This window comes from Kitasatospora griseola (assembly GCF_044999035.1).
GTDB lineage: Bacteria > Actinomycetota > Actinomycetes > Streptomycetales > Streptomycetaceae > Kitasatospora > Kitasatospora griseola.
The window spans coordinates 844,241-860,490 of record NZ_CP173360.1; the positions used below are offsets into that span (position 1 = coordinate 844,241).

The 16,250-nt window shown below is 71.9% G+C and carries 17 protein-coding genes; 4 read left to right on the plus strand and 13 right to left on the minus strand.

Going from position 1 to position 16,250, the window contains the following annotated elements; genetic code table 11:
* Window positions 1–10: 10 nt before the first annotated feature.
* From ACI1MP_RS04195 to ACI1MP_RS04235, 9 genes are all read right to left on the minus strand, one after another.
* Entirely contained in the window at window positions 11–763 is a 753-nt protein-coding gene (locus tag ACI1MP_RS04195) for a phytanoyl-CoA dioxygenase family protein (protein ID WP_380332362.1), read from the minus strand.
* A gap of 161 nt (window positions 764–924) precedes the next feature.
* Window positions 925–1,608, minus strand: coding sequence for a TfuA-like protein (locus tag ACI1MP_RS04200; protein WP_380332365.1), 684 nt, complete (start codon window positions 1,606–1,608; stop codon window positions 925–927).
* Entirely contained in the window at window positions 1,605–2,786 is a 1,182-nt protein-coding gene (locus tag ACI1MP_RS04205; protein ID WP_404867750.1) for a YcaO-like family protein, read from the minus strand. Before ACI1MP_RS04205 ends, ACI1MP_RS04200 begins: the two co-directional genes overlap by 4 nt.
* Window positions 2,787–2,905: 119 nt before the next feature.
* Window positions 2,906–4,894, minus strand: a complete 1,989-nt coding sequence (locus ACI1MP_RS04210) for an alpha/beta hydrolase family protein (protein WP_380332371.1) — start codon at window positions 4,892–4,894, stop codon at window positions 2,906–2,908.
* A 4-nt stretch (window positions 4,895–4,898) separates the two neighbouring features.
* Window positions 4,899–5,747, minus strand: coding sequence for a JmjC domain-containing protein (locus tag ACI1MP_RS04215; protein ID WP_404867751.1), 849 nt, complete (start codon window positions 5,745–5,747; stop codon window positions 4,899–4,901).
* 40 nt (window positions 5,748–5,787) lie between these two features.
* Window positions 5,788–6,612, minus strand: a complete 825-nt coding sequence (locus ACI1MP_RS04220) for a JmjC domain-containing protein (protein ID WP_404867752.1) — start codon at window positions 6,610–6,612, stop codon at window positions 5,788–5,790.
* A 117-nt stretch (window positions 6,613–6,729) separates the two neighbouring features.
* Window positions 6,730–6,855, minus strand: a complete 126-nt coding sequence (locus tag ACI1MP_RS04225) for a hypothetical protein (RefSeq protein ID WP_363475917.1) — start codon at window positions 6,853–6,855, stop codon at window positions 6,730–6,732.
* 82 nt (window positions 6,856–6,937) lie between these two features.
* A complete protein-coding gene (locus ACI1MP_RS04230; RefSeq protein ID WP_380332836.1) occupies window positions 6,938–7,831 on the minus strand; it encodes a transketolase family protein in 894 nt (297 codons plus the stop codon).
* A 63-nt stretch (window positions 7,832–7,894) separates the two neighbouring features.
* Complete coding sequence (locus ACI1MP_RS04235) at window positions 7,895–8,614, minus strand: thiamine pyrophosphate-dependent enzyme (protein WP_404867753.1); 720 nt, start codon at window positions 8,612–8,614, stop codon at window positions 7,895–7,897.
* 349 nt (window positions 8,615–8,963) lie between these two features.
* Here ACI1MP_RS04235 and ACI1MP_RS04240 point away from each other — a divergent pair, with 349 nt between their 5' ends.
* Window positions 8,964–9,956 (plus strand): aldo/keto reductase family protein, encoded by a 993-nt coding sequence (locus ACI1MP_RS04240; protein WP_404867754.1) that lies wholly within the window; start codon window positions 8,964–8,966, stop codon window positions 9,954–9,956.
* Between the two features lie 39 nt (window positions 9,957–9,995).
* Window positions 9,996–10,526 carry a GNAT family N-acetyltransferase gene (locus tag ACI1MP_RS04245; protein ID WP_404867755.1) on the plus strand — a complete coding sequence of 177 codons (531 nt, stop codon included), beginning with the start codon at window positions 9,996–9,998 and terminating at the stop codon, window positions 10,524–10,526.
* A gap of 597 nt (window positions 10,527–11,123) precedes the next feature.
* Here the strand turns inward: ACI1MP_RS04245 and ACI1MP_RS04250 are convergent.
* Together ACI1MP_RS04250 and ACI1MP_RS04255 are read right to left on the minus strand one after the other, a co-directional pair.
* Window positions 11,124–11,768, minus strand: a complete 645-nt coding sequence (locus tag ACI1MP_RS04250; protein WP_380332390.1) for a fasciclin domain-containing protein — start codon at window positions 11,766–11,768, stop codon at window positions 11,124–11,126.
* A 76-nt stretch (window positions 11,769–11,844) separates the two neighbouring features.
* A complete protein-coding gene (locus ACI1MP_RS04255; protein ID WP_404867756.1) occupies window positions 11,845–13,461 on the minus strand; it encodes a molybdopterin-dependent oxidoreductase in 1,617 nt (538 codons plus the stop codon).
* 356 nt (window positions 13,462–13,817) lie between these two features.
* On the opposite strand from ACI1MP_RS04255, the gene sigK reads away from it, so the two are divergent.
* The gene (gene sigK / locus ACI1MP_RS04260; protein WP_387989484.1) at window positions 13,818–14,423 is read left to right on the plus strand and encodes an ECF RNA polymerase sigma factor SigK; all 606 of its coding nucleotides are present in this window, start codon (window positions 13,818–13,820) and stop codon (window positions 14,421–14,423) included.
* Window positions 14,420–15,163, plus strand: a complete 744-nt coding sequence (locus tag ACI1MP_RS04265; RefSeq protein ID WP_404867757.1) for an anti-sigma factor domain-containing protein — start codon at window positions 14,420–14,422, stop codon at window positions 15,161–15,163. The genes sigK and ACI1MP_RS04265 overlap by 4 nt, the downstream gene beginning before the upstream one ends.
* A gap of 61 nt (window positions 15,164–15,224) precedes the next feature.
* On the opposite strand, the gene ACI1MP_RS04270 is transcribed toward ACI1MP_RS04265, so the two are convergent.
* Together ACI1MP_RS04270 and ACI1MP_RS04275 are read right to left on the minus strand one after the other, a co-directional pair.
* Entirely contained in the window at window positions 15,225–15,353 is a 129-nt protein-coding gene (locus tag ACI1MP_RS04270) for a hypothetical protein (RefSeq protein WP_404867758.1), read from the minus strand.
* Between the two features lie 132 nt (window positions 15,354–15,485).
* Window positions 15,486–16,196, minus strand: a complete 711-nt coding sequence (locus ACI1MP_RS04275; RefSeq protein WP_404867759.1) for an ArsR/SmtB family transcription factor — start codon at window positions 16,194–16,196, stop codon at window positions 15,486–15,488.
* Window positions 16,197–16,250 lie beyond the last annotated feature (54 nt).

The window sequence follows — 16,250 nt, forward strand, 5'->3', positions numbered from 1 at the left end:
CGGTCTGTCTTCACGGGAGCGGGGGGAAGTCGTCATCCGGGAACGGGACTCCCGCAGCGACGCCGGCCGGCTCGACGAGGGGTTCGCCGACGAGGCGTTCGCGGGGGTCGTAGCGCGTCTCGACGTCCATGTAGACGACGACGTGGGCGACGCGCGGGTCGTCGGTGAGGTTCGGCGAGGCGCTGTGGGCGGTGAGCGAGTGGTGGAAGGTGCAGTCGCCGGCCCGGAGCGGGACGGTGACGCGGGGTTCCCAGACCAGCTCCGGAGCGGCCCGCATCAGGTTGTCGGCGTCGCGCAGGTCCTGGCGGTGCCGGCCGTCGAGGAGGTGCGAGCCGGGGATGAAGGTCATGCAGCCGCGTGTCGTCGGGACGTCGACGAGGGCGACCCAGGCGGACAGGGAGTGCCGGGAACCGAGGTGCGGCCAGTAGGGCTGGTCCTGGTGGAACTCGGTGGGGGCACCGTTGTGCGGTTCCTTGATCAACAGATGGTCGTGGTACAGCCGCAGCGGGACCCCGGCCAGGGCGGTGGCCGCGGCGGCCAGGACGGGGCTGAGGGTGAGCTCGCGGAGAGTCTCGTCCTGCTGCCACAGCTGCATCAAGTGGGTGAACGCCGGATCGCGGGGAACGTCCTTCTGCCGGTCCCGCGCCGCCAGCGCTGCCCTGGCATAGCGAGCGGCCTCGTCCTCGCCGATGATGCCGGGGATGCGGACGAACCCGTCGCGTCGGTAGGCGCCCACCTGTTCATCGGTCACGGGCTGGTTCATGCGTTCTTCCTGTCGGAATCCGGGAACGGGCCCGGACCGCCGAACGGGGCCGGGGGTTCTCATGGGTGGGAGCGTGGAGGCGAAGAGCCCGGGCTGATCGCGGTCGGCGGCGGCGTCGACGCCGGTCCACTGCCGACGGCGTCCAGGGGACGCAGCGTGCCTCAGGACGACAGCGCCGCGCGGACGGCTTCGAGGGCGTCGAGCCGCTTGCGGTCCCAGTGGTCGAGGCGGTCGGCGGCGAGGTGTTCCTCCAGAATCGCCGCGGCGTCGCCGGGAAGCCCGCGCTTCCACTGCTTCACCAGGACGGAGGGCCGTCTGGCCCGGAAGTTCAGGGACCGCGCGATCGCCAGCGCGGTGTGCGCATCCTCGGGGGTGAGGTCCTTCTCCCCGACCCGCTCCGCCATCAGCCAACGGAGGTTCACCAAGGGAACGGTGACGGGGGTGTAGTCCTCCGGGTCGTAGAGGAGCGCCACCTCGCCGTCGGACTCGATCGAGCCGTTCAGGTACTGCTCATAGACCCAGCCGCTGCCGGTCATCCCGATCGTCCGGCACTCCACGGCCCGCAGGGCCCCCATCGAGGACGCGCCGGTCAGCGGTTGCCCCGCGAACAGGAGAGCCCGCACCTCGGTCACGCTGACCGCGAGGCTCTGGCCGAACTCCCCGTCCAGCATGAGGGTCCTGCGAGGGGCCTCGGCGCCGATCAGGGCCGCCAGGTCGTGCCGACGGACCGGCGGGCGCAGGTCGAGCACCCGGTTCCGCTCCTCGGCGAGCAGGCGCAGGTGCGTGAGGTCTGCCGGGCGCAGCGAAGGGCCCGCGAACACCGTGATGGTGGCGGCGGCGCTCATGACAGGGACTTTGCGAGTCCGGCCTGCACCATCTCGCGGTGCAGGCGTGTCCCCAGCCGGGCGGGATCGTTGTGATAGACCTCGAGTCCGGGCACGATCGCCTTGGTCACCGAGAAGGGAAAGCCTTCGGGGGCCAGTTCCGTCGCGAACACCAGCGGGAGCCCGGCGCGTTCCAGCCCCGCCAGGACCACGTCGAGGTCGCCGTCGGTCGTGCCGGTACTCGCGCTCTCCACCACGTCGAAGTCCGCCGTGGGCCGTCCGCCGTTGAACATCCGGTACATCTCCTGCAATGCCTCGTAGGACGAGTTCCGGCGATAGGCCTGCCCCGTGAAGTCCTCCCGGGCGCCCGCGATGACAGCGAGTCGGGACTGGGCCGCTTCCGTCAGCGCGCGGGTCACCGCGACGACCGGGTCGAGGTGGCAGCCCCAGCCGCCGTTGAAGAGCATTCCGTCTCCGGCCTGGGTGTCGTCGGTCGTCGCGAAGCAGGTCGGCACCCCGATGTCGTTGACGTAGGCGAAGACCTGGACCTCGATGCCGATCCGTTGGAACCGCCCGGCCAACTCCCGGGCGGCGTCCGGCAGTGAGGACAGCCGGATGTTCCAACCACTCTTCAGGGTCTCGCCGAACGCCGTGCAGTCGTGCTCGACGGTCTCGAGCAGCCCGTGCAGCAGGGCTTCCTGCGGGCTGTTGCCCACGGCGAGGCCGATGGTGTTCGACCGGAACATCCCGCACTCGTTCGGGAACGGGACGAAGACCGCGAGGGCGGGCACCAGGACCTCGACGTTCGAGGCCAGTTCCCGCACGGGCCACCAGCTGATGGAGGTGGTCTCGGTCCAGGTGTGGCCCCTCTTGAGGATCAGACGCCGCGGGTCGAGGACCGGGGTGCCCGCCTCGCGCAGCTCGGCGTACGAGGCCCGGAGCGGGGGCTCACCCGCCCGCTGTTCGCACCAGGTCCGTTCGATCGCCTCCATCATGGCCGACACCCGGGCCGCAGCCGGGGTCATGCCCTTGCCGCTGGTCACCGTGTTGAGCCCGGGGGCCGCGGCGGGGCGGAAGCTGTTGAAGACCGGGATGCCGAGGTCGTCGAGCTCGGTGATGTCGGCGATCCGGGTGATGCCGCACCGGGTGAAAGAGGCCCGGGCAAGCGCTTCCGTCTCCTCCAGCGTGCGCGTCCGCAAGGAGGTGCCGCAGGCGGTGGCGGGCGGGTCCCCGGCGGGCGGGAACCAATGGGTCCGATCGAGGCTCGCCGGAACACCCGCCGCGGGGGCTCCCGTACGGAGGTTCGTGTGAACGATCGTCATCTGACGCTGAGTTCCTTTCGCGCTGATCGGCCTCCGAGCGTCTCGCGGCATGCCCGGGCCACCCATCGGTGCCAGGCTGCGGCGTTCGCGGGCCTGAGGATGCTGTGCCTCTCGTCCGGGACGAGCATGAGTTCGACGTCCACGCCCTGGGTGTCCAGCGTCCGGTACATGGCGCGGGATTCACCGACCGGTACGTGAGTGTCCTCGCACCCGTGGGACAACAGCACCCTCGTCCGCGGCGGGATCGCCTCCAGTGAGAGGCTCTCCGAGCGGTAGGAGGACGACGAGTCCACCGGACCGTACTCGCGCAGCCAGTGCCAGTGCAGATCGCACGCACGCGCCACCGCCGGGAAGTCGGCCCAGCCGCAATGGCTGACGATCAGACGCGGCTCCCGCAGGAGCGTCCCCAGGGCCAACGACAGGAAGCCCCCGAAGCTCGCGCCCATCACCGCCACCCGGTCGGCGTCGAGACGCGGGTCGAGCAGCGCGTCCGCGACCTGCTCGGCGGCCACGACGGCCACCTCGGAGGTCCATTTCCCCCAGCCCCGCTCGATGGCGTCCTGACCGTACCCGACCGACAGGGGCGGGTCGGGCATCAGCACCGCGTACCCGTCGGCCACGAACGGCCACGGGTTCCACCGCCAGGACCAGTCGGTCCAGCTGAGCATCGGTCCGCCGTGGCACCAGACCAGGACGGGCAGCTCCCGGTCGACGTCCTCGGGCAGGCAGAGCCAGCTGCTCCACTCGACCCCGTCGGATGCCGTGTGGGTGAGGCGCTCCATCCGGCCCCGTGGAGTCGCCTCGACCGCCGGGGCGAGGATCTCCGTCCGAGGGACGTCCGGCGTGGCGAGCGCGAGGGCGACGACCGAGGGCGGTGAGGCGATGGAGGAGCGGACGACCAGGGCCTCACCCGGGCGGGCCGTCACGGAGAACACCGAGCCGCCGGCGTCGATCCGCGTGACGTCGTCCTCGTCGACGGCGACCCGCCACAGGTGGCGCCGCCCGTCCTCCTCGCCGGTGCACAGCAGGGTCTTCGGGTCCTGCCAGGCGCGGGGCTGGAGCCAGTCGCGGTGGCCCCGGCCGACCTTGCGCACGACGAGGCCGTCGCTCGACACCAGGGCCGCTTCCTGGCGGGGCGCCGTCCCGGGGACCGCGATCCGTTCCGCCGTGCAGGCGAACCAGGCACCGTCCGGAGAAGCGATCGTGTCGCTCAGATCGTCATCGGCCCACACCTGCCGGGCGTCGTCCGGCGCGCCCGGGGAGAACACGAGCAAGCCGTAGCGGCGGTGTCCGCCGGGAAGGAAGCGGACCAACCCGGCGGCGCAGCGGCGGCCGTCCGGAGTCAGGGCGAGCTGGCCGGACAGCAGGGTGTCCCGTTCCAGGGGCGTGTTCAACAGTTCCGGCTCGGCCGCATCCTCGTCCAGGGACACTCCGACCAGCTTGAGCACCTCGGGACCGAACCGATGGCCGGAGCGCGGCCAGAGGTCGCCGCCGACGATCACCGCAGTCAGGCCGTCCTGAGCCGCCCCCTCCCGGAGCGCGCGGTCCGAAGCGAGGGAGTCCGCCTCGGCGTGGACCCAGACGGCCGCGACGGCCGTCCGGCCGCCGGCGGCGTAGCAGACCACGTCGCGAGCGGTGCCGAGCAGCGCCTCCGGCCGCCGCCCCTCGCGGTGCCGCCAGAGTGACCGGCCGCCGACCGGATGTTCCGCTCTCGGACGCCGATCCGAGAGGAACAGGTAGTCGTCGTCACCGATGACGGTCACCGACGAGGCGCCCGCGTGGGCGTGCTGCAGGGCCGGTCCGTCATCGCCGTCGAACGAGTAGCCCAGCACAAAAGGAACGAGGTCGGAACGGTTCTCCCGCTCGATGTCGGATTCGACGAGAAGACGACTGCCGAGCCGGTGCGCCGACTTGAGCCGCTGCTGCGCCCTGATGAGGTCGAACAGGGCGGTCCCGGCGGTGCCTTCGGTGGTGGGCTCGCTCACGGTCCTACGCCCTGCCTTCATGCTGCCGCAGCCGCACGGCCTGCTCCGCCAGCGCTCCGCGGTCGTGGCCGGCCAGATGGGCGCGCAGTTCGGTGCGGAGCCAGGCGACCTTCTCCGCCGGGGACCCGAAGTGGTGCCGTCCCGCGATCTGTGCCGCGGCGGAGCCCTTGAGGAACTGTGCCAGGGCCAGCTCGGCGAGATCGCGGACCGTGGGCTGCTGGACGGAGATCACCAGGTGGAGCGTGTCGGTGCCGTCCGGGGCCACCTGGCGCACCCGTCCCGCCGGGACGTAGAGGACGCCGCCGGCCTCCAGGACGGTCTCGACGGCGCCCTCGCCCTGGCCCACGACCCAGCGCGCCCGGCCGTCCAGCTGCACGACGAGGGCGTGGGCGCCGTCGACATGGGAAGGCACCCCGGCGGATCCGGCGGCGCAGAGGTACGCGTCGGCGCCGACCTCGGCACGGCATTCGCCCCGGAGTGCGTCGACCAGGGTGCCGAGGCCGGCGTTCCAGTCCTCCAGCTGCCTCAGCAGGAAGACCTGGCCGGAGGCGACCAGCTCCCGCACTGCGGCCGGCTTCGCGTACCCCGGGCGGGGCTTCGTCTGGACGATCCGGGTCTCACAGACGCCCGAGACCGTGGGAGTGGCGTCCTGCCGGAGGATGCCGAAGTAGGGGGCGACCAGCGAGCCGCAGTCCAGCTCGCGCCAGACGCTGTCCATGGAGAGCAGCCCTCTCGCCGGCTCACAGGTGAACGTGGCCGTGCGGTTGCCCCACACCTCGGCGAGGAACGGCTCGGCGTCACCGACGAGGTCGGCGATGTTCGCGGGCGTCCGCGTGGTCCCCTCGGCCCGCATGGTCCCGTCCGTCCGCGCGGAAGCATCGATCATCATCGGGTCAGGCCCTCCGGTTCCGCATGCGCGCCACGGCCGAGTCCACGAGTGCGTCCGGATCCATCCGGTCCAGGTGGTCGAGCAACGCGCGGGTCATCGCCTCGGCCTTGTCCTCGGTGGAGGCGCCGGAGGTGACGGCCTCCAGCCGGTCCGCCTCGGCACCGAAGCCCTCCATCACGGACTCGACGAGATCCAGCGGGGCCGGCTCCGTGAGGGTCAGGGTCAGATGCAGGGAGGTGCCCGTGCGGGCCGTCGCGACGTGGGGGATGCCGTGGGGCAGGTAGAGGACGTCCCCGGGCTCCATGACGAAGGAGTGCGAGTGACTGTCCGCGTCCAGGTCGGGCAGGAGCCCGCCACGGGAGTCGACCTTGTCGGGGGTGTCGTAGATGCGCCACTCCTTGGCGCCTGCGATCTGCAGCGCGAGCACATGGGACGGGTCCCGGTGCGGAAGCATGCCGGTGTTGTCGCACGGGGTGTAGAAGACGTAGGCCTTGAGCTCGGCGGGAAGCCGGCTCTCGATCTCGTCCATGAGCGACCGTGTCGGCAGGTGCCAGTCCTCGAGCTGACTCAGCTTCATCGTGGCGCCACTGTCGAGGAGCCGGCGAACCTTCCCGGCGTCGGCGAAGCCGCTCACGCCCTGGCCCCGGACGTTCCTGGTCCGGGTGAAGTCCGAGATCGCGGGCTGGACTCCCTCCTTGAGGAGCATGAAGTACGGCCAGCGGAGCAGGCCGACGTCGAGTATTTCCTGAATTGCTTTCTCGTCCAGCATTCCCGTGACGGGAGAGGCATCCTTGAACAGGCCGTGTTTCTTGTTCCAGAAGACCTCCATGAGATCGACTTCGTCAATGAGGCGAGCCAGCGGATGTACAGTTCCCACGGGAAATTCCTGCCGATCGGATGGAACCGCTCGGAGACGGCCCGGAGGCCGTCTCCGAGCGGCGCGCTGTCAGGCCTCGTTGATGACGCCGATGACCATCGGGCGGTCGTGCTTGGAGAGCTCCTCGATCTCGGCCTCGGCCTCGGCGATGATGACCTCTTCGTTGGTGGCGGCGAGCTTGTCGTTGATGGACATCGAATACTCCTTTTCCTGCCGGTTCGTCGGTTCCCGTCGGATAACGGTCTGATGAATATTAGATTGGAGAGCGAGCGGCGCGTCAAGGGGAGAGGAACGAATTAATTCGCTGACGCATCCCCGCCGGACCCAAACCGTGCGCGATGGAGTGCTGGCGCGGCGATCCGTAGTGCCTCAGTTCCTCTTTGGCAACCCCGAGAGCGAGAATTCGGTGCGGCCTGTCGATCAGGGCATCGGATATTTCGGCCGTCGACGTTCCGGCGAGATAGGGCTCGACCAGGACGACGGAGGCCACCGCTTGTTCGTACACCGCGGCGCGCAATCCCTCGGCGTCGAAGGGGCGAATCGTGGCGGCGTAGAGGACGGTGACGTCAAGGTGTTCGGTGGCCTGGAGCACCGAGTCGGCCAACGGGCCCACCGCGATGACCGTGGCCCGTCTCCCCCGGCGCAGGAGCCGGAAGCCCGGCCCCGAACGCAGACCGTACGGCTCGGCGTTCGACTGGTTGGACAGGCGGACGTAGACGAGCCCGTCGCCCGTCGCGGCCTCGCGCAGCTGCGCCTCGGCCTCGTCCGGATGGCCCGGCACGTGGATGGTCCAGTGCGGCAGCGTCGACAACAGCGCGACATCGCCGGGCGACTGGTGGGACCGGCCGCCGCTCGCCATGTCGTAGGAGGCGCCGGCACTGACCAGGACCGCGCCCACGTCCTGGTGGTTCAGGTCGACTTTGATCTGCTCGAAGGGCCGCTCGACGAGGAAGGGGGCGAAGCTGTGGGCGATCGGCCGCATTCCCGCCAGTGAGAGGCCGCCCGCCACGCTCACCAGCAGTTGTTCCCTGATCCCCAGGTTGAGTACCCGGTCGGGATGGTTCTCCCTGGCGGCGCCGAACAGACCCGCTGTGAGGTCGGCGGTCACCAGGGCGAGGTTCTCGTGGACGTCCAGCAGTTCCGTCGTGACGTCGACGAAGCGCTGACGCATGATGCCGGCCAAGGCAGCTCCTCCGGATGGCTCTGAGATCTGGATGGCTCCGAGGTCGAGGAGTCAGCGGTCGGCCGCGGCGCCCACGTCGGCGACGACCAGACCGGGTCGGCCGGGATGGGGGGTGGTGAAGGCCTTTTCCAGGGCGTCGTGGTCGCGGCCGTCGACCCGCTGGATCGCCCAGCCCTCGGCCGCGAACCGCGTCTCCAGACCGCCGGGCCAGCCCTGTGTCGCCGAGTGGTTGTCGACGACCACGGCGTTCAGCCGGTCCAGACCGGCGCGCGCGGCGTAGGCGACCGCTTCGTGATTGGACCCCTCGTCGAACTCGCCGTCGCCGAGCAGCACCCAGACGTGGGAGTCCGTGAGTCTGCGGGCCCGCAGCCCCAGTGCCGTCCCCACCGCGAGGGGCAGGCCGTGCCCGAGGGATCCGCTGGAGATCTCGACGCCGGGGACGAGCGTGCGGTCGGGGTGGTAGCCGAGCGGTGACCGGAACGCGCCGAACATGTCGAACAGCTCAGGCTGGAAGAAGCCCTTGGCGCACAGCACCGCATAGTAGGCCTGCGGACCGTGGCCCTTCGACAGATAGAACCGGTCACGGTCCTCGCGCATGGCCGGATCGACGCGCAGAACCCGGTCGTAGAGCACCCAGAGCGCGTCCACCGTCGAGGTCGCGGCCTCGGCGTGCTTCTCGTCGCCGGTCATCCTCGACATCAGTCCCGCGAGGTCCTCGAATTCAGCCGGGCCCGACTCCGGGTCCCGTAACCGAGGCAGGTTGTCGCGCATGGTCATCCTTTCGAAGGCCAACCAAGAACCTACACTCAGTTCGGTCGGTCTCGAACGATGCTTCCCAGGTTGGCCGAATCCATGCTCATGAATCACTCGTCCTCGATTCGTCAGCGGCCCTCACTCGGTGATCGTCTCGGCGGTTCGCCCGTTATGTCCCGAGGCCGTTCGGGGCGGGCCATCGCATGACGCTGCGGGAACGCCGGGTTCCACGGGCCCGGAACTGCTGTCTTTCCTCGCGTCGTCGCAGTTCAGGGACGCCTTTTCCGCACTCGTCGGCAGATCGGCCTGCCCGGTCGAATACCCGAGTCTCGTAAACCGCTTGACCTCGGGCGTAAACTGCCGAGCCATGAAGCATCGATCACTGGGGCGTAGCGGGCTGAAAGTCAGCGAAATCGCCTACGGCAGTTGGATCAGCTACACAGAGGGATCAGCCGAACGAATCGCCCGAGAGGCGCTCGAACAGGGCATTACGACCTTCGACACCGCCGACGTCTACGGCGGGACCCGAGCAGAAGTCGTCCTGGGCCGCGCTTTGGCGAACGTGCGCCGGGAGTCCGTCGAGATATCGACCAAGGTCTTCTCCCCGATCGGTCCGGGGGCCAACGACCGGGGCTTGTCCCGCAAACACATCATGGAGGCGGCGCACGGCTCGCTGCGGCGCCTGGGAACCGACTACATCGACCTCTACCAAGCACACCGCTTCGACGAGCGGACCCCACTCGCCGAGACCCTGCGCGCCTTCGACGACCTGGTCCGACAGGGAAAGGTCCTCTACGTGGGGGTGTCGGAGTGGACGGCGGCCCAGATATCCGAGGCCCTCGAACTGGCCGACCGGATGGGGCTGGACCGGATCGTCTCCAACCAGCCCCAGTACAACCTGGTGTGGCGAGTCATCGAGGAGGAGGTCCTGCCGCTGTGCGAACGCGAGGGAATCGGCCAGCTCGCCTGGTCGCCGCTGGCCCAGGGGCTGCTGACCGGTAAGTACCTGCCGGGTGCGCCGCCCCCCACCGGATCGCGCGCCGCGGGCGTGGCGGCCTCCCAGTTCGCCTCGGGGGCGCTGACTGCCAACGTGCTGAAACGCGTCGCCGAGCTCGGCGAGGTCGCCTCGGACCTCGGCCTGACCATGCCCCAGCTGGCCATCGCCTGGGTGCTGCGCAACCCGAACATCGCGTCCGCGATCGTCGGCGCGAGCAAGCCCGAGCAGATCGCCCAGAGCGCCACGGCCTCCGGGATCGAGCTCGACGACGAGACCGTCGAGCGCATCGACCGCATCCTCGACCCGATCATCGAGCGCGACCCGCGCAAGACCCCCTCACAACCGACCAGCTACGGCAACTGACAAGGCAGCAGAGCACCCGTGAAGTCCACGTTGATCCGCTTGATCGACCCATCGGACGGTCCCGCACTGGCCGAGTTGCTCCTCCGGGACAGGCAGGAGTACGCCCGCTGGCTGCCCGCCAGGCCCGAGGAGTTCTATGCGCCCGGCGGGCAGGCCACGGTCGTCGCGTCCCTGCTGGAGTCCTACCGCAAGGGGCTCGCGTGGCCCGGCGTCGTGGTCTCCGCCGGGGCCGTCATCGGCCAGATCACCATCAGCTCCATCCTGCGCGGCCCGTTCCAGAAGGGGTTCCTCGGCTACTGGATCTCCTCCCGCCACCAAGGGCTCGGGCACACGAGCCGTGCCGTCGGCCTGGCACTGCGGATCGCCGAGGACGAGCTGAACCTGCACCGCCTGGAGGCACACACCCAACTGGAGAACCTCGCCTCCCAGGCAATCCTCCGCAAGCACGGATTCCGGTCCTGGGGCATCGCCCACGAGCACTTCTACGCCGACGGCGCGTGGCGCGACGAGGTGTTCTGGGAACGCAGACTGAACGACGGGCGCACAGCCCAGGGGGCGTCGACACAGTAGCGTCGTCCGCCGCCCGGGCCGGGCCCGCTGAGAACGGGCCCCGGCCGTGGACGTGTCGGGCCTGGTCATCGCCGTCGTCGTCCTGGCCGCGCACACGCACGACAACGCCGCGGGCATCGCATCGACGTCGAGATCGTCGAACGCAACCGGCCGGTGCTGGTGGTCGCGGACCGGACGCCGGTGCAGCACCAGAATCCCGTGGGTTGAAGCGGTAGCCCTCACCCCGACCTCGACTCGAACCGGACATCAACCCTCGAACCGCGCTCTCGGAGGTCGGATCCGGAGCAGGACCGCGTCCACGCCTCCGACAGCGGCGGGACGACATCCACCTTCCTGTCCACAGGGCGACCCCGGGCGCGGTGCGGCGGGGAAGGGCGCGCCGCGGCCCGGGGTCGGGCGGCCGGGAGGTGCTCCCCCGGCCGCGCCGCTCCGCCGGCTGGTACGGGAGTCCGGCGGGAACGGGTTCATGAGGGGCGGTCGGCCTCCGGGATCGGCGAGTGGTGGGTTCGGGTCGCGCACCGCGGTCGGCGCGAGGCCCCGGCCCGAAGCGGCCGGGACCTCGGCACGAAGCGGCCGGGACCTCGGCAGGACAGCGGCTCAGGAGGCGGGCATCAGCACGGTGTCGACGATGTGGACGGTGGCGTTGGCGGTCTGCACGTTGCCGCACAGGACCTTGGACTTGCCGTTGACGGTGAAGTCCGGCTCGGAGCCGGTGGCCGTGAGGCTTCCGCCCTCCAGGGTCTTGTGGGCGCCGGCCAGCGAGCTCGGGGCGAGGCGCCCGGGGGTGACGTGGTAGGTGAGGACCTTGGTGAGCTCGGCCTTGTCGGCGAGCAGCGCGTCCAGGTCGGCCTTCGGGATCTTGGCGAAGGCGTCGTTGGTGGGTGCGAAGACCGTGATGTCCTGTGCGGAGTTGAGGGTGTCGACCAGGCCGGCCTGCTTGACGGCGGCCACCAGGGTGGACAGCAGCGGGTTGTTCGAGGCGGCGGTGGCGACCGGGTCCTTCGCCATGCCGTTGAACGAACCGGCCCCGTCCTTGGGGACGGCGGCGCAGGCCGCGCCGAAGGGCTCGTCGGCCGGCACTGCCGCGGGCACGGCACCGCCGGGCATCGCCGCGGCGGTCGACGCCGAGGCCGAGGTGGAGCTGGGGCTGTTCCCGGTGCTGCACGCGCCCAGGGTGAGCGCGAGCGTCCCGGCGGCGAGCAGGGCGGTGAAGGTGCGGCGGCTGCGGGTGTTCGCGGACATGGCGGGGTTCTCCTCGGTGTTCGGGCGAAGGTGAAGGTGAAGGTGAAGCGGTACTGGGGAAAGCAGGACGAAAGGGTCAGGTGACGGTGACGACGGTGCTGTGCCAACCCGTCGCGCCCGCGGGGAAGGGCGCGGCGCGCCGCTCGGGTTGCACGGCGCCGGTCGCGTCGGTGGCGCGCACCTCGATGCGATGGGCGCCGGGGGGCGCGTCGGCCCAGCGGTACGACCACTGACGCCACAGGTCCGGACCGGCATCGAACGCCAACTCGGCCTGCCGCCAAGGGCCTTGATCGATGCGGACCTCGACGGCAGCGATACCGCGGTGCGTGGCCCAGGCGGTGCCGGCAATGTCGACGTTCCCGGCGCGGACCTTCGCGAAGGGGGCGGGGACGTCGATCCGGGAGGCGGTGCGGACGGTTCCGGTGCGGTCCCAACCGCGCTGCACCCAGTACGGGTCGAAGGCGGCGAAGGTGGTGACCTCCAGGTCGACCAGCCATTTGGTGGCGGAGGTGTAGCCGTAGAGGCCGGGGACCACGCTGCGGCACGGGAAGCCGTGCGCCGGCGGCAGCGCCTCGCCGTTCATGGCGACGGCCAGCAGCGCGCGGCGGCCGTCGAGGACGGACTCCAGCGGCGTGCCGATGGTCATGCCGTCCTGCGAGCGCCCGACCAACTGGTCCGCCCCGGAGCGGACTCCGGCCCGGCGCAGCAGCGTGGGCAGGGAGGCGCCGAGCCAGCGGGTGGTGCCGACGTAGGGGCCGCCGACCTCGTTGGAGACGCACGACAGGGTGTGGTCGAGCTCCTCCAGCGGTTCGCGCAGGAGTTGGTCGAAGGTGATCAGCTGCGGCCGGTCGACGAGGCCGTGGATGCGCAGCGCCCAGTCGCGGGGGTCGATCCGGGGCAGGGTGAGCGCGGTGTCGACGCGGTAGAAGTCGCCGTTCGCGGTGGTGAACGGGGACAGGCCCGGGATGTCCGGGTGGACGGACGGCGGCGGCGGTGCCGGCGGGACGGCCGGTGCCGGAAGGCGGACGGCGTCGCGGGCGGCGGTGACGTCGAGCCGGCGGTCCGTCAGGATCCGGCCGCCGATCCCGGCCAGCGCGCCCGCCGTGAAGGTCGCGGCGGTCGCGGCCAGCACCGTCCGACGGCTCGTCACCGCCGGTGCCGGTCCGGGCAGGGCGCCTTCCTGCTCCGGTTCCGGCTGCGGTCCGGGGAGCGTGGGCGACGTCCGACGCCACGACCGGGCCAGGAGCAGGAGGGTGGCCGCGCCGACCACTCCGGCGGCCGCCGACGGGGCGCAGTCCGCCGCGTGCGCACCGGGACGCGACAGTGCGGCCCAGGCCCCGAGGCCGCCGAACGCCCCGAGCGCCGCGGCTCCGGCGAGCGGTCGACGCGCCGCCAGCAGCCCGGCGAGAACGGCGAGCAGAGCCATCGTCAGGTGGATCCCGTCCAGCAGCACCGCCTTGTCGCGGGCGCCGAAGGTGCGGACCGCGTACTCCTTCAGCGGCGTCGGCGTCAGGTCGATCGCCGCCGACCCCACCGCGATCACCGGTGTGCTCGGTGCGCCCGTCGCGTAGGCGGCCATGGCGCCCGTGCCGAGCGCCGCCGTCGCCGCCGCCAGCCCGGTCGCGGCCGCACCGGCCGTCCGGAGCAGCCGGTGGCCGGGCCGTGGGGGCGAAGGAGTGGGTTCGTTGCTCACGTCCCCGGTTCGGGGCCTCTTCCGGGCCGGATTGGTCGGACGTCCCGACCCACCCGATCGAGTGACTGCGGGCATCGCGGGGACCGGGCGTCCGGCGGCCGGACGAAGTCACCGGTGCCACCGCCGCTCCGGTCGTCTGTTCGTCCTCCGCCGTCCCGACGGTCAGAACGCTGCGGAACCGGTGGCCTTCCGGTTCGCGGAGCGACCAATCCGTTCACCGCGGGGCGCCGAACTGCACGTGCGAGCAGGTAGCCGATTACCTGTCGCACGAGTGACCTGCCACACGAGCCGCCGAGCGCGGCCGTTCGACGGAAGGCGTCCATGTCGCACACCGCCTCGGAAGCACGCTCCGACCGATGCCCCGGGACCACCGCATGGTGAGCGCGGTCGTCCACCTGCCCGACCCCGGCCGGCGCGGGCCCGACCTCCAGGAGTTGATCGGCCGGATCGCCCTCGGCGACCAGGACGCCTTCTCACGGTTGTACGACGCCGTGGCCGGGCCGGTGCTCGGCCTGGTGCGACGTGTGCTGCGCGATCCCGCGCAGTCCGAGGAGGTCGCCCAGGAGGTGCTGCTGGAGGTGTGGCGCACGGCTGCCCGCTACCGGCCCGAGCACGGGAACGTCATGCCCTGGGTGATGGCCATCGCCCACCACCGCGCCGTCGACCGCGTCCGGTCCGCCCAGGCGGCCGCCGACCGCGACCGGCGCGCCGCGGCCGCCGCCCACACGACGGCCTTCGACGAGGTCGCCGAACAGGTCGAGGGCCGGCTCGAACGCGAACAGGTCCGCCGCTGTCTCAAGACGCTGACCGAACTCCAACGGGAGTCCCTGACCCTCGCCTACTACAGCGGCTACACCTACCCGCAGGTCGCCGACGTGCTCGGCGCCCCGCTCGGCACCGTGAAGACCCGCATGCGCGATGCGCTGATCCGCATGCGCGACTGCCTGGGAGTGGGCACATGAACGCCACCGCCGACCTGCACACCCTGACCGGCGCCTACGCCGCCCACGCTCTCGACGACACCGAACGGGCCGCCTTCGAACGCCATTTGGCGCGCTGCCCGTCCTGCACGCAGGAGGTCGCCGAGTTCGCCGCCACCCTCGCCAGGCTCGGCACCGCCGAGGCCGTCACCGCGCCGCCCCCGCTCAAGGACCGGGTCATGGCGGCCCTGCCCGTCACCCGGCAGGACGCCCCGCAGGTCGCCTCCGCCGCCGGTCTCCGCCCGGGCGGCCGACTGTCCCGGCACCGGCGGGCATGGGCCCTCGCCGCGTGCCTGGCCGTCGCCGTCGGCTCCGGCGTGATCGCCGTCCAGCAGCACCGGGAGGGCGAGCGGGCCCGAACGGCAGCAGCGGCGGCCGGACATCAGCGGGCCGCCCTCACGGCACTCCTCACCGCTCCGGACGCCCGCCTCGCCACCGGCCCCGTGACCGGCGGCGGAACCGGCACCACGGTGTGGTCGCCCGCGCTCGGCCGGGCCGGGTTCTGGGCCTCCGGCCTGCCCGCCCTCCCCGCCGACCGCGTCTACCAGCTCTGGTTCGACGACGCCGGCACCATGCGCCCGGCCGGACTGCTCCCCGCCGACGGCGTGCTCGTCCTGGCCGGCCCCGTCGACGCCGCGTCCGGGGTCGGCGTCACCGAGGAACCGGCGGGCGGCTCCCCGCACCCCACCGGCAGCCCTCTCCTCCTGCTGCCCCTCGCCTGACCCGCCGTCGAACACTCCGCTTCCGCACGGGTCGCCGTCGGCAGTGCGGGAGTCCGACGTCTCAGCGCGTGGGCTCGGTCAGGAGCAGCGTGTTGAGGGTGGCGTAGTCGAATCCGCCCCCCAGCGTGGTCGTCGTGCCCTTCTCCAGCAGTTCGCGGGCTGCCTGGTGGATCAGGCCGTACGCCGCCAAGGGCCGGCTGACCGATCACGGTTCACCCCCTGTCGACGCCGTGACCCGCCGAGCAGCACCTGGCCGGTTGCCGGGACGGCCGGCGGCCTGCGGCCCGGCCCGAGGCCGCCCGGCCGCGCCGGCCGTCTCGGCTCAGCGCGTCGGCCGGACGTCCCCCCAGCGCACGCCCAGCAGGTCGTGCAGGGCCCGCTCGCCCGTCGCCGTCACCCGGACGGCCCGGCTGTCGGGGCGGCGTTCCAGCCAGCCGGCTGTCAGGGCGTGGGCGCACAGGGCGGCGCCGATGGCGCCGGCCAGGTGGGGGCGGCGTTCGGTGAAGTCCAGGCAGGCGCGGACGGCGGCGCGGCGGGCGGGGGCGACGGTGATGCCGGTTGCCGTCAGCCAGTCGGCGCCGGCGGGGGTGAGGGCGAGGCCGTGCCGGTCGTCCAGCAGGCCGCGGGCGGTCATCGCCTCGGTGACGGTGACACCGAGCGCCCCGGCCAGGTGGTCGTAGCAGGTGCGGGCGCGGGCGAGCTCACCGCTCTGTCGGGCGGCCCGCAGCGAGGTCGCGACGGGCGGCGGGCCGCCGGTGAACTGGGCGAGCACTTCGACGAGTTCGGCGGCCGTCGGCCCGGCGAGCCGCAGGTAGCGGTGCCGGCCCTGGCGTTCCTCGGCGAGCAGCCCGGCGGCGACCAGCCGGTTGAGGTGGCCGGTGGCGGTGGGGGCGGCGACCGCCGCGTGCCGGGCGAGCTCGCCGGCCGTCCAGGCCCGGCCGTCCAGCGGGGCGAGGCAGATCGCGGCCCTGGTCGGGTCGGCGAGCAGGGCCGCCGTGTCGGCGAGCCGGCGGGCGCTGAGCGGGGTGTCCACCCGTCCATGGTGCCGCGCGGACGCTTCGGCGGGCGCCGAAGCGTGCCCGGCCTA

What these genes read in the sequence shown, in the direction of transcription:
- sigK (WP_387989484.1), top strand. Translation starts at nt 13,818, where the DNA reads ATGCCCCGGGACCACCGCATGGTGAGCGCGGTCGTCCACCTGCCCGAC.
- ACI1MP_RS04225 (WP_363475917.1), bottom strand. Translation starts at nt 6,855, where the DNA reads ATGTCCATCAACGACAAGCTCGCCGCCACCAACGAAGAGGTCATCATC.
- ACI1MP_RS04265 (WP_404867757.1), top strand. Translation starts at nt 14,420, where the DNA reads ATGAACGCCACCGCCGACCTGCACACCCTGACCGGCGCCTACGCCGCC.
- ACI1MP_RS04235 (WP_404867753.1), bottom strand. Translation starts at nt 8,614, where the DNA reads ATGCGCGACAACCTGCCTCGGTTACGGGACCCGGAGTCGGGCCCGGCT.
- ACI1MP_RS04230 (WP_380332836.1), bottom strand. Translation starts at nt 7,831, where the DNA reads ATGCGTCAGCGCTTCGTCGACGTCACGACGGAACTGCTGGACGTCCAC.
- ACI1MP_RS04240 (WP_404867754.1), top strand. Translation starts at nt 8,964, where the DNA reads ATGAAGCATCGATCACTGGGGCGTAGCGGGCTGAAAGTCAGCGAAATC.
- ACI1MP_RS04200 (WP_380332365.1), bottom strand. Translation starts at nt 1,608, where the DNA reads ATGAGCGCCGCCGCCACCATCACGGTGTTCGCGGGCCCTTCGCTGCGC.
- ACI1MP_RS04195 (WP_380332362.1), bottom strand. Translation starts at nt 763, where the DNA reads ATGAACCAGCCCGTGACCGATGAACAGGTGGGCGCCTACCGACGCGAC.
- ACI1MP_RS04215 (WP_404867751.1), bottom strand. Translation starts at nt 5,747, where the DNA reads ATGCGGGCCGAGGGGACCACGCGGACGCCCGCGAACATCGCCGACCTC.
- ACI1MP_RS04220 (WP_404867752.1), bottom strand. Translation starts at nt 6,612, where the DNA reads ATGGAGGTCTTCTGGAACAAGAAACACGGCCTGTTCAAGGATGCCTCT.
- ACI1MP_RS04250 (WP_380332390.1), bottom strand. Translation starts at nt 11,768, where the DNA reads ATGTCCGCGAACACCCGCAGCCGCCGCACCTTCACCGCCCTGCTCGCC.